This is a genomic window from Longispora sp. NPDC051575 (assembly GCF_040681875.1).
Taxonomy (GTDB): Bacteria; Actinomycetota; Actinomycetes; order Mycobacteriales; family Micromonosporaceae; genus Longispora.
Genome location: NZ_JBFAZP010000006.1, coordinates 580058 through 594649 on the forward strand (window position 1 = coordinate 580058; position 14592 = coordinate 594649).

14 protein-coding genes are annotated in these 14592 nt (G+C 72.9%); 7 read left to right on the forward strand and 7 right to left on the reverse strand.

The genetic code is table 11. The features are described from left to right. Window positions 1–99: 99 nt before the first annotated feature. Window positions 100–786, reverse strand: a complete 687-nt coding sequence (locus AB0M43_RS20215) for a hypothetical protein (RefSeq protein ID WP_363726765.1) — start codon at window positions 784–786, stop codon at window positions 100–102. Between the two features lie 64 nt (window positions 787–850). Here AB0M43_RS20215 and AB0M43_RS20220 point away from each other — a divergent pair, with 64 nt between their 5' ends. Next, window positions 851–1543 (forward strand): DUF4191 domain-containing protein, encoded by a 693-nt coding sequence (locus tag AB0M43_RS20220; RefSeq protein ID WP_363726767.1) that lies wholly within the window; start codon window positions 851–853, stop codon window positions 1541–1543. Window positions 1544–1625: 82 nt separating this feature from the next. On the opposite strand, the gene AB0M43_RS20225 is transcribed toward AB0M43_RS20220, so the two are convergent. Then, complete coding sequence (locus AB0M43_RS20225; protein ID WP_363726769.1) at window positions 1626–1988, reverse strand: RDD family protein; 363 nt, start codon at window positions 1986–1988, stop codon at window positions 1626–1628. A 150-nt stretch (window positions 1989–2138) separates the two neighbouring features. Between AB0M43_RS20225 and glnA the strand changes: the two genes are divergently transcribed. Continuing rightward, window positions 2139–3563 carry a type I glutamate--ammonia ligase gene (gene glnA, locus AB0M43_RS20230; RefSeq protein WP_363726771.1) on the forward strand — a complete coding sequence of 475 codons (1425 nt, stop codon included), beginning with the start codon at window positions 2139–2141 and terminating at the stop codon, window positions 3561–3563. 217 nt (window positions 3564–3780) lie between these two features. On the opposite strand, the gene AB0M43_RS20235 is transcribed toward glnA, so the two are convergent. Next, window positions 3781–4134 carry a hypothetical protein gene (locus AB0M43_RS20235; RefSeq protein ID WP_363726773.1) on the reverse strand — a complete coding sequence of 118 codons (354 nt, stop codon included), beginning with the start codon at window positions 4132–4134 and terminating at the stop codon, window positions 3781–3783. An 81-nt stretch (window positions 4135–4215) separates the two neighbouring features. Beyond that, the gene (locus AB0M43_RS20240; protein WP_363726775.1) at window positions 4216–4965 is read right to left on the reverse strand and encodes a hypothetical protein; all 750 of its coding nucleotides are present in this window, start codon (window positions 4963–4965) and stop codon (window positions 4216–4218) included. Window positions 4966–5192: 227 nt separating this feature from the next. Between AB0M43_RS20240 and AB0M43_RS20245 the strand changes: the two genes are divergently transcribed. The 4 genes from AB0M43_RS20245 to cutA are packed head-to-tail and all read left to right on the forward strand — an operon-like array spanning window position 5193 to window position 7672. After that, window positions 5193–5612: an XRE family transcriptional regulator gene (locus AB0M43_RS20245; protein WP_363726776.1), complete on the forward strand. Its 420-nt coding sequence runs from the start codon at window positions 5193–5195 to the stop codon at window positions 5610–5612. Then, window positions 5602–6126, forward strand: a complete 525-nt coding sequence (locus AB0M43_RS20250; RefSeq protein WP_363726778.1) for a hypothetical protein — start codon at window positions 5602–5604, stop codon at window positions 6124–6126. The genes AB0M43_RS20245 and AB0M43_RS20250 overlap by 11 nt, the downstream gene beginning before the upstream one ends. Next, the gene (locus tag AB0M43_RS20255; RefSeq protein ID WP_363726780.1) at window positions 6123–7298 is read left to right on the forward strand and encodes an MAB_1171c family putative transporter; all 1176 of its coding nucleotides are present in this window, start codon (window positions 6123–6125) and stop codon (window positions 7296–7298) included. The genes AB0M43_RS20250 and AB0M43_RS20255 overlap by 4 nt, the downstream gene beginning before the upstream one ends. Window positions 7299–7330: 32 nt before the next feature. Then, window positions 7331–7672, forward strand: coding sequence for a divalent-cation tolerance protein CutA (cutA, locus tag AB0M43_RS20260; RefSeq protein ID WP_363726781.1), 342 nt, complete (start codon window positions 7331–7333; stop codon window positions 7670–7672). A gap of 106 nt (window positions 7673–7778) precedes the next feature. Here the strand turns inward: cutA and mptB are convergent, their stop codons facing one another. Beyond that, window positions 7779–9413 (reverse strand): polyprenol phosphomannose-dependent alpha 1,6 mannosyltransferase MptB, encoded by a 1635-nt coding sequence (gene mptB, locus AB0M43_RS20265; RefSeq protein WP_363727004.1) that lies wholly within the window; start codon window positions 9411–9413, stop codon window positions 7779–7781. Between the two features lie 148 nt (window positions 9414–9561). Here mptB and AB0M43_RS20270 point away from each other — a divergent pair, with 148 nt between their 5' ends. Continuing rightward, window positions 9562–11103: a hypothetical protein gene (locus AB0M43_RS20270; protein ID WP_363726783.1), complete on the forward strand. Its 1542-nt coding sequence runs from the start codon at window positions 9562–9564 to the stop codon at window positions 11101–11103. Window positions 11104–11129: 26 nt separating this feature from the next. Here the strand turns inward: AB0M43_RS20270 and AB0M43_RS20275 are convergent, their stop codons facing one another. Together AB0M43_RS20275 and AB0M43_RS20280 are read right to left on the reverse strand one after the other, a co-directional pair. Further along, window positions 11130–13826: a bifunctional [glutamine synthetase] adenylyltransferase/[glutamine synthetase]-adenylyl-L-tyrosine phosphorylase gene (locus tag AB0M43_RS20275; protein ID WP_363726785.1), complete on the reverse strand. Its 2697-nt coding sequence runs from the start codon at window positions 13824–13826 to the stop codon at window positions 11130–11132. Further along, the gene (locus AB0M43_RS20280; RefSeq protein ID WP_363726787.1) at window positions 13826–14590 is read right to left on the reverse strand and encodes a type 1 glutamine amidotransferase; all 765 of its coding nucleotides are present in this window, start codon (window positions 14588–14590) and stop codon (window positions 13826–13828) included. The genes AB0M43_RS20275 and AB0M43_RS20280 overlap by 1 nt, the downstream gene beginning before the upstream one ends. Window positions 14591–14592: the final 2 nt, after the last annotated feature.

Consider the following 14592-nt stretch of genomic DNA (forward strand, 5'->3'; position numbering starts at 1 on the left):
CCGGAGCGCATGCGCTCCGGCTCTCGTTTTTGATCTGACGCCTTGGCCCGCTGAGGGCGGGGCGGACGCGCGTCGCCATCCTCCGCGGGCCCCACCCACTCAGGCGTAGTAGTACTTGGGGCCACTGAAGGCGCCGATCGCGCACAGCAGCCACCCGAGGGCCGGCAGGAACGCCCACGGGTACGGGTCCGCCGAGCCGTCCGCGTACAGGTCCGTGATGGCCAGGGCGGCGAACAGCGCGTACCCCAGCAGCATCAGGCCGCCGATGATCCGCAGCGCCAGCCCCCGGATGAACGCGAAGCCGAGCAGCAGCAGGAACCAGATGATCGTGACCCCGGCGATGATCCCGGTGACGGCGCCGTTGGTGGAGTACTCGCTGCCGCTGGAGGCCACCACCGCCTCGCCCACGCCCGAGACGAACATGGCCAGCCCGCCGAACCCGCAGACGATGACCGCGCCGATGCCGAAGTTCAGCCAGCGCAGGACGGCCGAGTCCAGATTCGCGGCGAAGGCGAGCATCGCGCCGAAGAACAGCGACGGGATGGCGAACGCGACCGCGTAGGACAGGCCGACGCCGGGGCGGGTCTCCGCGCTGACCTCGCCGATGATGTCGTAGATCCAGACGCCCTCGCTCCACGGCAGGGCGAGCACGCCGAGGGCCGCCAGGCTGACGCCGAGGATGGGCAGCAGCACGCTGCCGCTGGCCCGGGACCGGCGGCGCGGCGGCCGGCCCGGATAAACCGGGTACGGAGGCGGATATCCATAGGGCGGTGGCGGGTGATTCACGCCCGAGACTGTAGCGGCCCCGGGCCACCTCACCCGCTCCGTGATCGGGAACTAGACTCTCGGCATGGCCAAGGCCCCACAAACCCAAAAAGTTTCCCTCCGCGACCGGTTGAAGCAGATCGGGATGGTCTTCGCGTTCACCGCGAAGCGCGACAAGCTGTTCGTTCCGCTCGTCGCCGTCGCGGTGCTCGTCCCCGTACTCATCGCGGGTCTGCTCGTGTGGCTGTTGGACTCGTGGCTGTGGGCGCCGACGGGCGTCCTGCTCGCGCTGCTGGGCGTGATGCTCGTGCTGAACCTGCGGTCCAACACGGCCATGATGGCCGAGGCCGAGGGCCAGCCCGGGGCGGCCGCCCAGATCCTGGAGATGATGCGCGGCGACTGGCGGGTGACCCCGGCCGTGCAGCTCACCACGCAGAACGACTTCGTGCACCGGGTGATCGGCCGGCCCGGCGTGATCCTGGTCGCCGAGGGCGCCCCGGCGCGGCTGAAGAGCATGCTCGCCCAGGAGAAGAAGAAGCTCGGCCGGGTCGTCGGCGACACCCCGGTCTACGACTTCATCGTCGGCAACGAGGCGGACACCGTCCCGCTGCGCAAGCTGCGGATGTCGATGATGAAGCTGCCCCGCAACATCACGGGCAAGCAGGTCAACGCCCTGGAGACCCGGCTGACGGCGCTCGGCGCGGGCCGGCCGGCGATGCCGAAGGGTCCGATCCCGAAGAACATGAAGCCGCCGCGCGGGGCGACCCGGGGCCGGTAGCAGGACACAGGAAAGGGGCCGCCCGGCGATCGGGTGGCCCCTTTTTCCAACCCTTCGACGGGTACGCGGCGCGCGTACCCGTCTAGGCTTTGATCATGATGGAGCCGACCCAGCGGTCGTGCAGGCCGCGGCCGTAGTCGTCCATGATCACGGCGGGGATCAGCAGCGCGAGGAGCACGCCCCGGGCCAGCGCCCGCGGGATGCCGATCGGGCCGCCGTCGGGCACCAGCGCGCACTGGATCCGCAGCACCCGCATCCCGGGGGTCTGACCGAACAGCCCCACGAAGAAGGTGTACTCCGCGACCAGCACCAGCAGCGCCCACGTGCCCATCCAGCCCGGCTGGCTGAACGGCCAGACGATCAGCAGGCACAGCAGCCAGTCGATCAGCAGGGCGCCGAACCGCTGGTTCATCGAGGCGAGTTCGACGGGGGTATCTTCTGCCATGATTCCGCAGCGTACCCGCCGGGTCCGGGGCCGCCCCCGGCGCACGGCGCCCGTGTAACACGCCCGAAACATTTGGGACATGGCGGGGCAACGAGCAGGTCATACTGTCACAGGCAGTCAAGCCCCCTGGCTCGTATACGGAGGACTGCTGTGTTCGCCAACCCGGAAGAACTGCTGAATTACCTCAAGGACGAGGACGTAAAGTTTGTCGATGTCCGGTTCTGCGACCTTCCGGGCACGATGCAGCACTTCAACGTGCCCACCGCCTCCTTCGACGAGTCGGTGTTCACCGACGGCCTCGCGTTCGACGGCTCGTCCGTGCGCGGCTTCCAGTCGATCCACGAGTCGGACATGCTCCTGCTCCCGGACGTGACGACGGCCTTCATCGACACGTTCCGCTCGCAGAAGACCCTCGCGCTGAACTTCTTCGTGCACGACCCGTTCACCCGCGAGGCGTACAGCCGCGACCCGCGCAACGTCGCGAAGAAGGCCGAGGCGTACCTGGCCTCCTCCGGCATCGCCGACACCGCGTTCTTCGGGGCGGAGGCCGAGTTCTACATCTTCGACTCGATCCGCCACGACACGAACGCGCACTCCGGGTACTACCACATCGACGCCGAAGAGGGCGCGTGGAACTCGGGGCGCGAGGAGGAGGGCGGCAACCTCGGCTACAAGACCAAGTACAAGGGCGGCTACTTCCCGGTGCCCCCGGTCGACCACCAGGCCGACCTGCGCGACGCGATGTCGACGAACCTGATCGACGCCGGCTTCGTCATCGAGCGGGCGCACCACGAGGTGGGCACCGGCGGCCAGGCCGAGATCAACTACCGGTTCTCGACGCTGCTGAACGCGGGCGACCAGGTCCAGCTGTTCAAGTACATCATCAAGAACACCGCGTGGCAGGCCAACAAGACCGTCACGTTCATGCCGAAGCCGCTGTTCGGCGACAACGGCTCGGGCATGCACACCCACCAGAGCCTCTGGCTCGGCGGCGAGCCGCTGTTCTACGACGAGGCCGGCTACGGCGGCCTGTCGGACCTGGCCCGCTGGTACATCGGCGGCCTGCTGCACCACGCGCCGTCGCTGCTGGCGTTCACCAACCCGACCATCAACTCGTTCCGCCGGCTCGTGCCCGGCTACGAGGCCCCGGTCAACCTGGTCTACTCGCAGCGCAACCGCTCCGCGTGCACCCGGATCCCGGTCACCGGCACCAACCCGAAGGCCAAGCGCGTCGAGTTCCGGGTGCCGGACCCGTCGGCGAACCCGTACCTGGCGTTCGCGGCCATGATGATGGCCGGCCTCGACGGCATCAAGAACAAGATCGAGCCCCCGGCCCCGATCGACAAGGACCTCTACGAGCTGCCGCCGGAGGAGCACGCGCAGGTCAAGCAGGTCCCCGGTTCGCTGGAGGAGGTGCTCGAGGCTCTGGAGGCCGACCACGAGTACCTGCTGGAGGGCGGCGTGTTCACGCCGGACCTGATCGAGACGTGGATCGAGTACAAGCGGACCAACGAGATCGACCCGGTTCGTCTGCGGCCGACCCCGCACGAGTTCGCGATGTACTACGACTGCTGAAGCGAAGCGGAAGCAGTCGTAGCGGCGGCACAGCGACTGCGGGAACCTGCGACCACCGCAGGCCCCCGCAACCACAGCGGGTTGCTGAAGCGAAGCGGAAGCAGTCGTAGCGGCAACACAGTGACTGCGTCAACCGCGACGTGCGCACCCGTCGCAAGAACCCGCTCCATGAGGAAGGGCTCCCCGGATTCCGGGGAGCCCTTCCTCGTTGCCCCGATCAGGTCGGGTTCAGCGTGCACGGCGCCCGCAGCGGTCCGACCGCCTTCGTCGTCCCGTTCGCGTCGGTCACCCGCACGGTCCAGTGGTACGACGTGTTCCTGCACTGGTACGAGAAGTCGTACACGCCGTCGAGTCCGGGCTGGTAGGCGTAGTTGCGGTCCCAGCGCACCGTGTACGGCGCGGTGCCGCCGGTGATGGACCAGACCGCGCAGTTGGTCACGTAGTTCGGCGTGTCCGCGCAGTGCGCGGCGACGTTGAGCGGGCCGGCCGCCTGGGCCGGGGCCGCGCCGAGGCCGACGGCGGCCACGAGGGCGGCACCGGCGATGCCGAGCCGGGCGAGGGTGGAACTCATGGATGTCCTCCTGGAGGGTCGAAGACGACCACCCCAGGATGCGGCGGGCGGGGGCCGCTCGACCCCCGCGCGCGCCTTCACCTACTGGACTTGTCCACTACTTCCCACGCCGGCCCCGGTCTGCCCGGTGGGCGTGGCCACCCGCTCCCACGGCCCGCGCGCGAGCCGCTCCCGCACGATCCGGATGTCCTCGGGGTCGGCCAGTTCCCCGGCCAGCTTCTCCGCCTCGTCCCGCAGCGCCGCCGCGTCCCCGGCACCGGACCGGGCCGCCACCCGGGCCAGCCCCTCGGCCGCGAACGCCCGGTCCCAGTCCGCGAAGGCCGCCGGGTGCGCGTCGATCAGTTCGGCGTACCGGGCCGCGTGCCGGGCGGCGACGTCCACCAGTCCGACGGCGGCGGCGACGCTGGCGATCATGTACTCGCCCCGGCCCTGGTTGGCGACCGTCCCGATCTGCATCCAGTGGTAGGTGGAGGCGTAGGCGGCGTAGAGGGCCTGCTCGCGGTCGGCGACGGGGCTGTGCTCGGACAGTCCGCCGTCGAGGACGTCCCAGGTGCCGTTGTTGAGTTCGACGCCGAACCAGCGGTGCAGGTCCTTGCCGCCGCTCTGCTGGGCGACCACGGCGGCGGCGAGCTCGCGCCACCCGGGCAGCCCGTACTCGCGGGCCACGGTGAACTGGGCGTCGCGCAGGGACAGCTCGGGGCCGGCCCCGGGCAGCACGGCGCGGACCCGGGCCAGCGCCGCCGGGTTGCCGTTGCCGGCCGCGCGGCGCAGTTCCTTGGCCTGGGCCCGGAGCTGTCCGAGGTCGGCGTTGTCGGGAATGGTCCTGGTCATGCGTCCTCCAGTCGTCACCCGGGCCCGCTGCGGCCGGGCGCGACGGGACAGGCGCGTGGCAACGCAGAGTGAGGGGGAATCCAGGTGCACTCGGTGCTTGCCGCGGGCGGGTGGCGTCCTGGTACGCGCTGGCCCCACCATAACCCATGGGGGCTGAACAGGGGAGATGACCCGACGCGGGAAGTCAACTAGCATGGATCCCCACGACGGGCAGGGGAGGTTGGGCGGTGACAGAAGTGTCGACGCTGGCAGAAAAGATCGATCGGCTCTTCGACATCGTCCGGAGGCCGAACCGTGAGCAGTACAGCCACGAGGAGGTCGCGCGGGCGTGCCGGGAGGCGACCGGGGAGACATTCTCCGCGACGTATCTCTGGCAGCTGCGCACCGGCCGGCGCGACAACCCCACCAAGCGGCATCTGGAGGCCCTGGCTCAGTTCTTCCAGGTCCCCCCGGCGTACTTCTTCGACGACCAGCAGGGGGCCCGGATCGCCGAGGAACTGGCCCTGCTGGGCGCCCTCCGCGACGCGGCCGTCCGCGAGGTCGCGTTACGCGCTGTCACCCTGTCTCCCGAGGGGCTCGGCACGATCAGTGACATGATCGAGGCCATCGGGCGGCGCGAGGCCAGCCGGCACCCCGGTGCGGCGTAACCGCGCCCTGTGGCGTAGCTGCCGGGACACCGTCTCCCACCTGGCGATCCCCGACCCGTTCGACGTCGGCGAGTTCCTCGACGGACTCGCGGCGCAACGCGGCCGGCCGATCGAACTGGTGCCCGTCCGCGCGCCCACGGGCTCGGCCTGCGGGCTGCTGGTGAGCACGGACCACACCGACTACATCTGCTACCCGGAGGACACCACCCCCCTGCACCGGGAGCACATCCTGCTGCACGAGGTGGGCCACCTCGTCCGGGGCCACGTCGGCACCACGGCGCTGGACGGCGTCGGCGCGCTGCTGCCCAGCCTGTCGGCCGAGCTGGTCCGCCGGGTACTGGGCCGGGGCGGGTACACGGAGACCCAGGAGCAGGAGGCGGAGCTGATCGCGTCGCTGATCGCCCGGCGGGTGCACCGGCGCCGGACCGACGGGCCCGCCGAGCCGCGGGACGTCACGGTCGCCGACGGGTTGGCCCGGCTGCGGTCGGTGTTCGAGTCCCGGGAGCACCGATGATCGTGGCCGTGCCGTACGTGGCGTTCGTGGTGTCGCTGCTGGCGTCCGGGTACAAGCTGGTGCGCGGGGGCGGGGTGGCCGGGCTGCGGTACCTGTGCGGGGCGATCGTCTGCTCCGGGGCCGCCGCGGCCGTGCTGGCCCCGAACACCGTCGTGCTGACCACCCGCTACGAGGTCGTCCCGCACACGAGCCTGATGGTCGGCAACGGGCTGATCATGGGCGCGAGCCTGTGCCTGGCGCTGCTGTCGCGCACCGTGCAGCACTCGCGCCGGGCCGGCTCGCGGCAGCCGTTGGTGCCGCTGCTGGCGTTCCTCGTCTCGTACACCGTGATGATCGTGCTCGTGTACTCGGAGACGACGGAGTCGACGACGCACTTCAGCGACCTCTACGGCGACCGGCCCGCGATCGCGATCGCCACCGTCATCTGCCTCAGCTACATCGGCTGGGGCATGTCCACGTTCTTCCTGCTCATCGGGCACTACCTCCGGCACGCCGAGGAACCGGTGCTGCGGTTCGGGCTGCGGGTGGTGGCGTCGGGCACCCTGTTCGGCCTGGCGTGGGTCGCGTGGACGGCCGCGCGGGCCGTGGGCCGGATGCTCCAGTACCACCCGCACATCGAGCACCCGCCGCCGGTGTCGACGCTGCTGGGCGCGATGGCCGTGCTGCTGTGGGCGCTCGGCGCGACCCTGAGCGCGTGGGGCAGCACCCTGGTCCGGCCGTACCGGTGGCTGCGCGCCCTGCACGGCTACCGGGCGCTCGGTCCACTGTGGTCGGCGCTGCACGCGGAGTTCCCGGAGATCGCGCTGGAACGGTCCACCTCCCGGCTGCCGTGGGACGCCGGGTTCGCGCTGTACCGCAGGGTGATCGAGATCCGCGACGCGCACCTGGCCCTGCGCGGCTACTTCCACCCCGACGTGTCCGCCTGGGTCCGGGGCCAGGACCCGACCGTGGCCGAGGCCGCCCGGGTCGCCGCCGCGCTCGTCGCGCACGCGGCCGGGCACCGCTACCTCGCCTCCCCCGCGCCCCCGCACGAGGTCGGGCCCACCGTGGAGTCCGAGGCGGCGTGGCTGATCGGCGTGACCCGGGCGTTCACCGATTCCCGCACCGTCGCCGACATCCGCCGGCGCGTCCAGGCGGAACTGGGTGTGACCGCCGCTCCGGCCACCCGATAGGGTTTCCGCACCCCACTTTCTAGGAGACGTCCGTGGCTCTCGAGTTCGTCCAGGTGTCGACCACGGTCGCCTCCCAGCAGGCCGCCGCCGAGCTGGCCCGCAGCGCCGTCGAGGGCCGGCTCGCCGCGTGCGCCCAGATCGTCGGGCCCATCACGAGCATCTACTGGTGGTTGGACAGCGTGGAGTCCGCGCCGGAGTACGTGATCTGGTTCAAGACCACTGTCGAGCGCTACCAGGACCTCGAGGACCACATCCGGTCCGGGCACACGTACGACGTGCCCGAGGTGATCTGCGTGCCGATCGTCGCCGGGAACCCGGACTACCTGTCCTGGGTGCGCGACGAGTCGACGGCCGTCGAAACCCCACAGGACTAAGAGCTTTCTCTGATGACGGTGGGATCCGGCCCGGGTGCGGAGACACTCGGGGCCGGAGCGGTACGGTCCGCAGGCGGCACGGTGCCGGGGCTCGGCCGGGTGCCGGCTACGCCGGGGGGCTCCCGGGGGCTTGCCGGGTGCGCCACAGTCGGAACATCCGCCACAGCAGGAACAGGGCCAGCGCCAGCATCAGGAGGGCGCCCGGGAGCTTCGTGACCCGGGCGAGGTTGAAGCCGTCCGGGAGGACGAGGAACGCCAGCGCGGTGGCCACCCAGCCGAGCCAGCGGCGCCAGTCCGCGACGGCGAGCAGGGTGAGGGGCCAGAGGGCGTACCAGGGGTGGAAGACCGGGGCCAGGAGCACGGTGCAGCCCAGGGCCCAGCCTGCGGCGGCGACGATCCGGCGGGTGCGGTCGAGGCCCTCGGACTCCCCGTGCGGGAGCCCCCCGGGTCCCCGGCGCGGGAGCCAGTTCGCGGTGCGGAGAAACAGGACCACGAGGACCACGGCGAGTACCGCGATGCCGACCGCCCGGGTGACCGGGACCGAGGTGTGGCCCGGGGGCAGGAACAGGTAGTCGATCGCGAAGCCGACGCCGGTGGGCAGGGAGGTCCACTGCCGGGAGTCTCCGCTGCTCGCCAGGCCGTCGACCCAGCCGAAGCCGAGCGTGGTGGCGAGCGAGACGAGCCCGAGCACGGCGGCGGCCACCACAGCCAGGGCGGCGGCGACAGCGAACACCCGGGTGACGGTCGGTCGGCGGAGCGGGCCCGCGAGGAGCAGGGCCGCGAACGGGAGCACCACCACGGCGGTCACCTTGATCGCGAGCGCCAGCCCCAGCAACGCCCCGACCACGAGGACCCCGCGCCACCAGCCGGTCCCGAACCCGGCAGCCCCGGACCGCCCGGCAACGGTTCCGGCCGCAGTCACCGGTTCCCTCGCCACCGCGGCCCCCAGCCCCGCCACCACCAGTCCGATCATCAGCCCGTCGTTGTGCGCGCCGGACACCAGGTGGATCCCGACGAGCGGTGCGGCCAGGCCCAGCCACAGCGCCCGCCCGGGGTCGGTGCCGCAGGCCCGGGCCAGGGCGGGCACCCGCCACGCGATCAGCAGAGCCCCCGCGAGGGCCACGAGCCGCAGCCAGCCGATCGCCGCGAACAGACTCCCCCCGGCCAGGGCCGCCGCCGCCCCGGCGAGCACCACGAACCCGGGTCCGTAGGGTGCCGGCGTGTCCCGCCAGATGAACGACACCGTGTCCACCCACGGACACGGCAACGCGGCGACCCCCTCGGCGTACGGGCTGCGGCCCGCCGCGTATGTCGCCCCCTGGCAGGCGTAGGCGTAGGCGTCCCGGCTGGCCAGCGGCGGGGCCAGCAGCAGCGGCAGAGCCCACAGCCCGGCGGTGACCAGCACCCACCGGACGGACAACGCGGCCACGCCGGACCGCACCCGACCACCTCGGGTCTCCGCAACGGCCCCGGCCGCGAGATCCGGGGCACCGGCCCGCGCCGTCAGGTCCCGGGCGCCCGCGCCGGCCCGGGTCACAGGCGCGAGCCGGAGCCAGGACCAGGACAACAGGGCGACCCCCGTCACGAACAGCGCGACGGCGCCGGCCGTGCGGGGCTGCCCGAGGATCGACGGCACGGTCGAGCGCAGGTCGGCGTGCGGCAGGGCTCCGCCGAGGTACCCGGCCACGGCCAGCGCCACGGCCCCCAGCATTCCGGTGTATCGGCTGATCCGCACGGGCATCATGCTGTCACGACCGGAAACGGGGGACGCCGGGCACGCCGGTCCGGACAGCCAGGTCGTGCACCACCCCACGACGTAACCGGACAGCACGCGCACTCCCCGGGCACGCCGCGCGTCCCGCCGGAGCGGCGGCGGGCAGACTGGGGCGATGAACGCACGTTGGCGGCCCGTGCTGCCCGCCGTGGGAGTGGCGGCCGCGCTGTCGGTGGCGTACCTGCTCGCCCCGCCCCTGGGGACCGACCTGTCCGCGCAGGTGGCCCGGGCCGACTTCTTCGCCGCGCACGGTCTGACCCCGATCGACCTGCGCTGGTACGGCGGCATCGACCAGTTCGGCTACAGCCTGGTGTCGCCGGCGCTGATGGCTGCGCTGGGCACGGGTACCGTCGCGGTTCTGTCCCTGTTGACGGCGGCGCTCGCCTTCGCGGCCCTGTTGGTCCGGGCGGACGTCCGCCGGCCGGTGCTCGGCGGCGTGGTCGGCGCGGTGTGCGTCGCGGGCAACCTGGCCTCGGGCCGGGTCACCTACGGCCTCGGCGTCGCGTTCGGCCTCCTCGCCCTCCTGGCGCTGACCGCGAAGAACCCCCTCATCCGGTACGGCGGTGCCGCGACCGCCGGCCTCCTCGCCGGCCTGACCAGCCCGGTCGCCGGCCTGTTCGTCGGCCTGGCCGGCACCGCCCTGCTCGTGACCCGGCACCGGTCCGGGGCGGTGCTCGCCGGCGTCGGCGCGCTGGGCCTGGGCCTGACGGGGCTGCTGTTCGGCGAGGGCGGCGTGATGAACATCAGCGCCCGCGACACCCGGGGCGCCGTGGTCGCGTCGCTGCTGGTGGCCGTGTTCGCGGTGCACCGCCCGGTCCGGGTGGGCGCGGTGCTGTCGGCGGCGGGCGTCCTGGCCGCGTTCCTGATCGACACCCCGGTGGGCCTGAACGCGACCCGCCTCGCCGTGATGTTCGCCCTCCCGATCCTGGCCGCGACGGGCGACCTCCCCTTCCGCCGCCGCACCACCGCCCCCACGGGGCCCTGGACCACGGACCGGCTCCGATGGGGAGTACTCCTCGTGGCGGCTGCCGTCGCGTTCTGGCTCGCGCCCCCCGTGGTCGTCGCCGACCTGCGCGACGCCGGCAACCCCGCCAACGAGAGGTCCTTCTACACCCCCCTCACCGAGGCCCTCCGCACGCACCGCGCCACCCGCACCGAGGTCGTGCCGACCCGCGACTACTGGGAGGCCGCGTACGTCGCCCCGCTCGCCCGGGGCTGGCTCCGGCAACTCGACCTGGAACGCAACCCGCTGCTGTACGAGAACCTCCCCGGCGGCACGAAGCTCACCGCCGACAACTACCGGGACTGGTTGCGGGAGAACGCGGTGAGCCACGTGGCGGTGTCCGACGCGGAGCCGTCCTGGCTGGCCCGCCCCGAGGCCGCCCTGGTCAGATCCGGTCTGCCGTACCTGACGGAGGTGTGGCGCGACGCGCACTGGCGGCTGTACGCGGTGGCGAACCCCGAGCCGGTCGTCGCCGGGTACATCGAGGCCGACGCCGTGAGTGTCACCTTCGCGGCCGAGGCCCCGGGCAGGCGCGTGGTCCGGGTGCGGTACTCGCGCTGGTTGCGGATGCCGGGCGGGACGTTGACGCCCGGGCCGGGCGGCTGGACCACCGCGGAGGTACCCGGCCCGGGCCTCTTCAGGGTCTCCAGCTAGCCCGAAAGAGGACAACCACAGCACAGTTACTGATAAAACAGCCGCTCGACGACGGCGCGCGCGTGCCGGGCGGTGCGCAGGTACTCCTCGACGAACTCCTGCGGGTCCCCGGACCGGCCGAGGACCCGGACGATGCCGGCGAGTTCCACCCCGTGGCGGGGCAGCTGGTCGCCCGGCTTCCCCCGGATCAGCATCAGCGCGTCGCGGACCCTGCTGGCGAGCAACCAGGCCTCGCGCAGCGCCTCCTCGTCGCCCGCGTCCAGGTCGAGCGCTGCCAGCGCCGCCAGGGTGGACGTGCCCCGGACGCCGTGCAGGAGCTGGAGCAGCTGCACGGTCCACTCGATGTCGGCGAGCCCGCCCCGGCCGAGTTTGACGTGCGTGGCCGGGTCGGCGCCCCGGGGCAGCCGTTCGCCGTCGACCCGGGCCTTGATCCGGCGGATCTCGGTGACCTGGGCCGGCGTGAGCCCCTGCGCGGGGTAGCGCACCTTGTCGGCCAGCGCGACGAACTCCGCGCCCAGCCCCGGGTCGCCGGCCACCGGCCGGGCGCGCAGCAGGGCCTGTACCTCCCAGACCTGGGCCCACTTGGCGTAGTACTGCCGGTAGGCCGTCAGGCTGCGGACCAGCGGCCCCTGCCGGCCCTCGGGGCGCAGCCCGGCGTCGATGATCAGCGGCGGGTCGGCCGAGGGCGCGCCGAGCAGCTTGCGGACCTGTTCGGCGACCCACATGCCCTGCTGTTCCTCGCCGTCGTCGCAGACGAACAGCACGTCCACGTCGGAGCCGAAGCTCTGTTCCGCGCCGCCGAGCCGGCCCATGCCGATGATCGCGAACCGGCCGGGCGGCCCGGCGACCCGGACCGTGGCGTCGAGCACCGCGTCGGTGACGTCCGACAGCGCCCGGCCGACGGCGGCCGGGTCCAGCTTGCCGAGCATGTCGGCGCAGGCGATCCGCAGCAGTTCCCGGCGGCGCTGCGCGCGGATCGCCAGCACCGCCGACTCGGCCGAGGTGTGCCGGGCGACGGCGGCCTCCAGCCCCCTCCGGAGCATTTCGGGGGTACTGGGCACCAGCTCGCGGTCGTCCGCCAGCAGCCGGAGCGCCTCGGGGTCGCGGGCCAGCAGGTCGGTGACGTAGCGGGACAGGCCCAGCAGCCGGGCCAGCCGGAGCGCGACGGGTCCCTCGTCGCGGAGCAGCCGCAGGTACCACGGGGTGGAGCCGAGCTTCTCGGACACCTGGCGGTAGGCGAGCAGGCCCTGGTCCGGGGAGGGCGCGTCGGCCCACTCGGCGAGGAGTACCGGCAGCAGGGTCTTCTGGATCGCCGCCGTGCGGGTCACGCCACCGGTCAGGGACTCGATGTGCCGGAGCGCGCCGGCCGGGTCGGCGAACCCGAGGATGCCCAGCCGGTCGCCGGCCGCCTTCGCGGTGAGCCGCAGCCCCTCCGTCGGCACCTTGGCGACGGCCTCCAGCAGCGGCCGGTACAGCAGCTTCTCGTGCAGCCGGCGCACCTCCCGCGCGTGCCGCCGCCACTCGACGTCGAACGCCTCCACCGTGCAGTCCAACGAACCGGCGAGCCAGCGCAGCCCATGCGCGTCGGAGGGCACGGTGTGCGTGCGGCGCAGGCGTTGCAACTGGAGCCGGTGCTCGACGGTGCGCAGGAACAGGTACGCCCGCTCCAGGATCTCGCCGTCGGCCCGGCCCACGTAGCCGCCGGCCGTGAGCGCGCGCAGCGCCGGCAGGGTGCCCGCCGAGCGCAGCGACTCGTCGGCCCGGCCGTGCACCAGCTGCAACAGCTGCACCGTGAACTCGATGTCGCGCAGCCCGCCCGGCCCGAGCTTGATCTCCCGTTCGCCGGCCCGGTTGTGCGCCTCGACCCGGCGGCGCATCGCGCGCACGTCCTCGACGATGTTCGGCCGGTCGCCGGCCCGCCAGACCAGCGGGGTGACGTCGTCGAGCCACTCCCGGCCGAGCGCGGGGTCGCCGGCCGCGTGCCGGGCCTTGAGCAGGGCCTGGAACTCCCAGGTGTGCGCCCACTTGCGGTAGTACGCGGCGTGGCTGGCCAGGCTGCGCACCAGGGGGCCGCTGCGGCCCTCGGGGCGCAGGCCCGCGTCCACCGGCCAGGCGGCGGTCCCGCACCGGGTCATCAGGTCGGCGGCGGCGGCCGTCGCGGCGGTCAGGTCGCCCTCCGCGACGAAGATGACGTCCACGTCGCTGACGTAGTTGAGCTCGTTCGCCCCGCACTTGCCCATCGCGATCACGGCCAGCTGGAACGCCGGCGTCACCAGGGCGGGCGCGGGCGGTGTGGCGAACCGGGGATCGAGCACCGGGGCGTCGGCGAGCAGGACCGCGGCGGCCGTGACCGCGGGCGGAAGCTGGGTTTCGGGCGGCTCGGTCTCCGTGGCGTCCGTGGCTCCCGGGGGCAACGCGGCGGAGAGGGTGCGGTCCGCCAGGCCCGCCAGCGCGCGCATCGTCGCCTCGGTGTCCGCCGCGCCCACCAGGTCGTCGGCCGCGATCCGCAGCAGCGACCGCCGGTAGTCGCGCTTGAGGTCCCCCAGAACCGGCACAGGACCGTCAAGGGCGGAGATGTCCTCCGGGTACGCGATCAGGTGGTCCCCGAGCGCCGACGACGCCCCCAGCACCGCCAGGAGGCGCGGGGCGGGCACGCCGGGCACACCCGCCTCGGCGAGGCGCTGGAGCTGCCGGGCGGCGAGCTCGGGGTCCGCGGGGCGCATTACCGGGGCGGCAGGTCGATCAGGGTCAGCGGCCCCGGGCTCTTCCCCTGGGCCAGCTTCGCGAACCGCTCGGCGAACGGCTGCCACGTCTCCCGGACGTCGTCCATGACGGCCGCGCACCCGGCGATGACGGTCTCGGCGTCCGTACCCAGCTCCTGGAGGGTTTCCGCGTCGTTGGTCGCCCAGACCCGGATCATGTCGACGTCGCACTCGATGTGGAACTGCAGGCCCCACGCCCGGTCGCCGACCCGGAACGCCTGGTTCGGCCAGCGCGGCGAGGCGGCCAGCAGCGTCGCGTTCAACGGCAGCTCGGTGATCTCGTCGAAGTGCCACTGCAACGCGTCCGGCCCGAGCGGGATCTCCGCGAACAGCGCGTCGCGCTCGGCGGCGTCGCGGCGGGCCACGAACCGGGCGCCGATGTTCGGCCCGTTGTGCGCGCGCTCGACCGTGCCGCCCATGGCCTGGGCCAGGATCTGCGCCCCGAGGCACACGCCCAGGGTCGGGACCCGGTCCTTGACGGCCTTGCGGAACAGCCGCTCCAGCGCCGGGAACCACGGCGCGCCCGGGGTGCCGTCGGGGGCCTCGTACGCGTCCTGCGCGCCGCCCATCACCACGAACGCGGCGTAGCCCTCCAGGGTCTCCGGCAGGGCGTCGCCGGCGTGCGGGCGCAGCACCTCCAGCTCCAGCCCCCCACCGGTCAGCCAGTCGCCGAGCCTGCGCAGGTCGTCCTTCGGGTCGTTCTCGATCACCAGCGTTCGCGTCACGC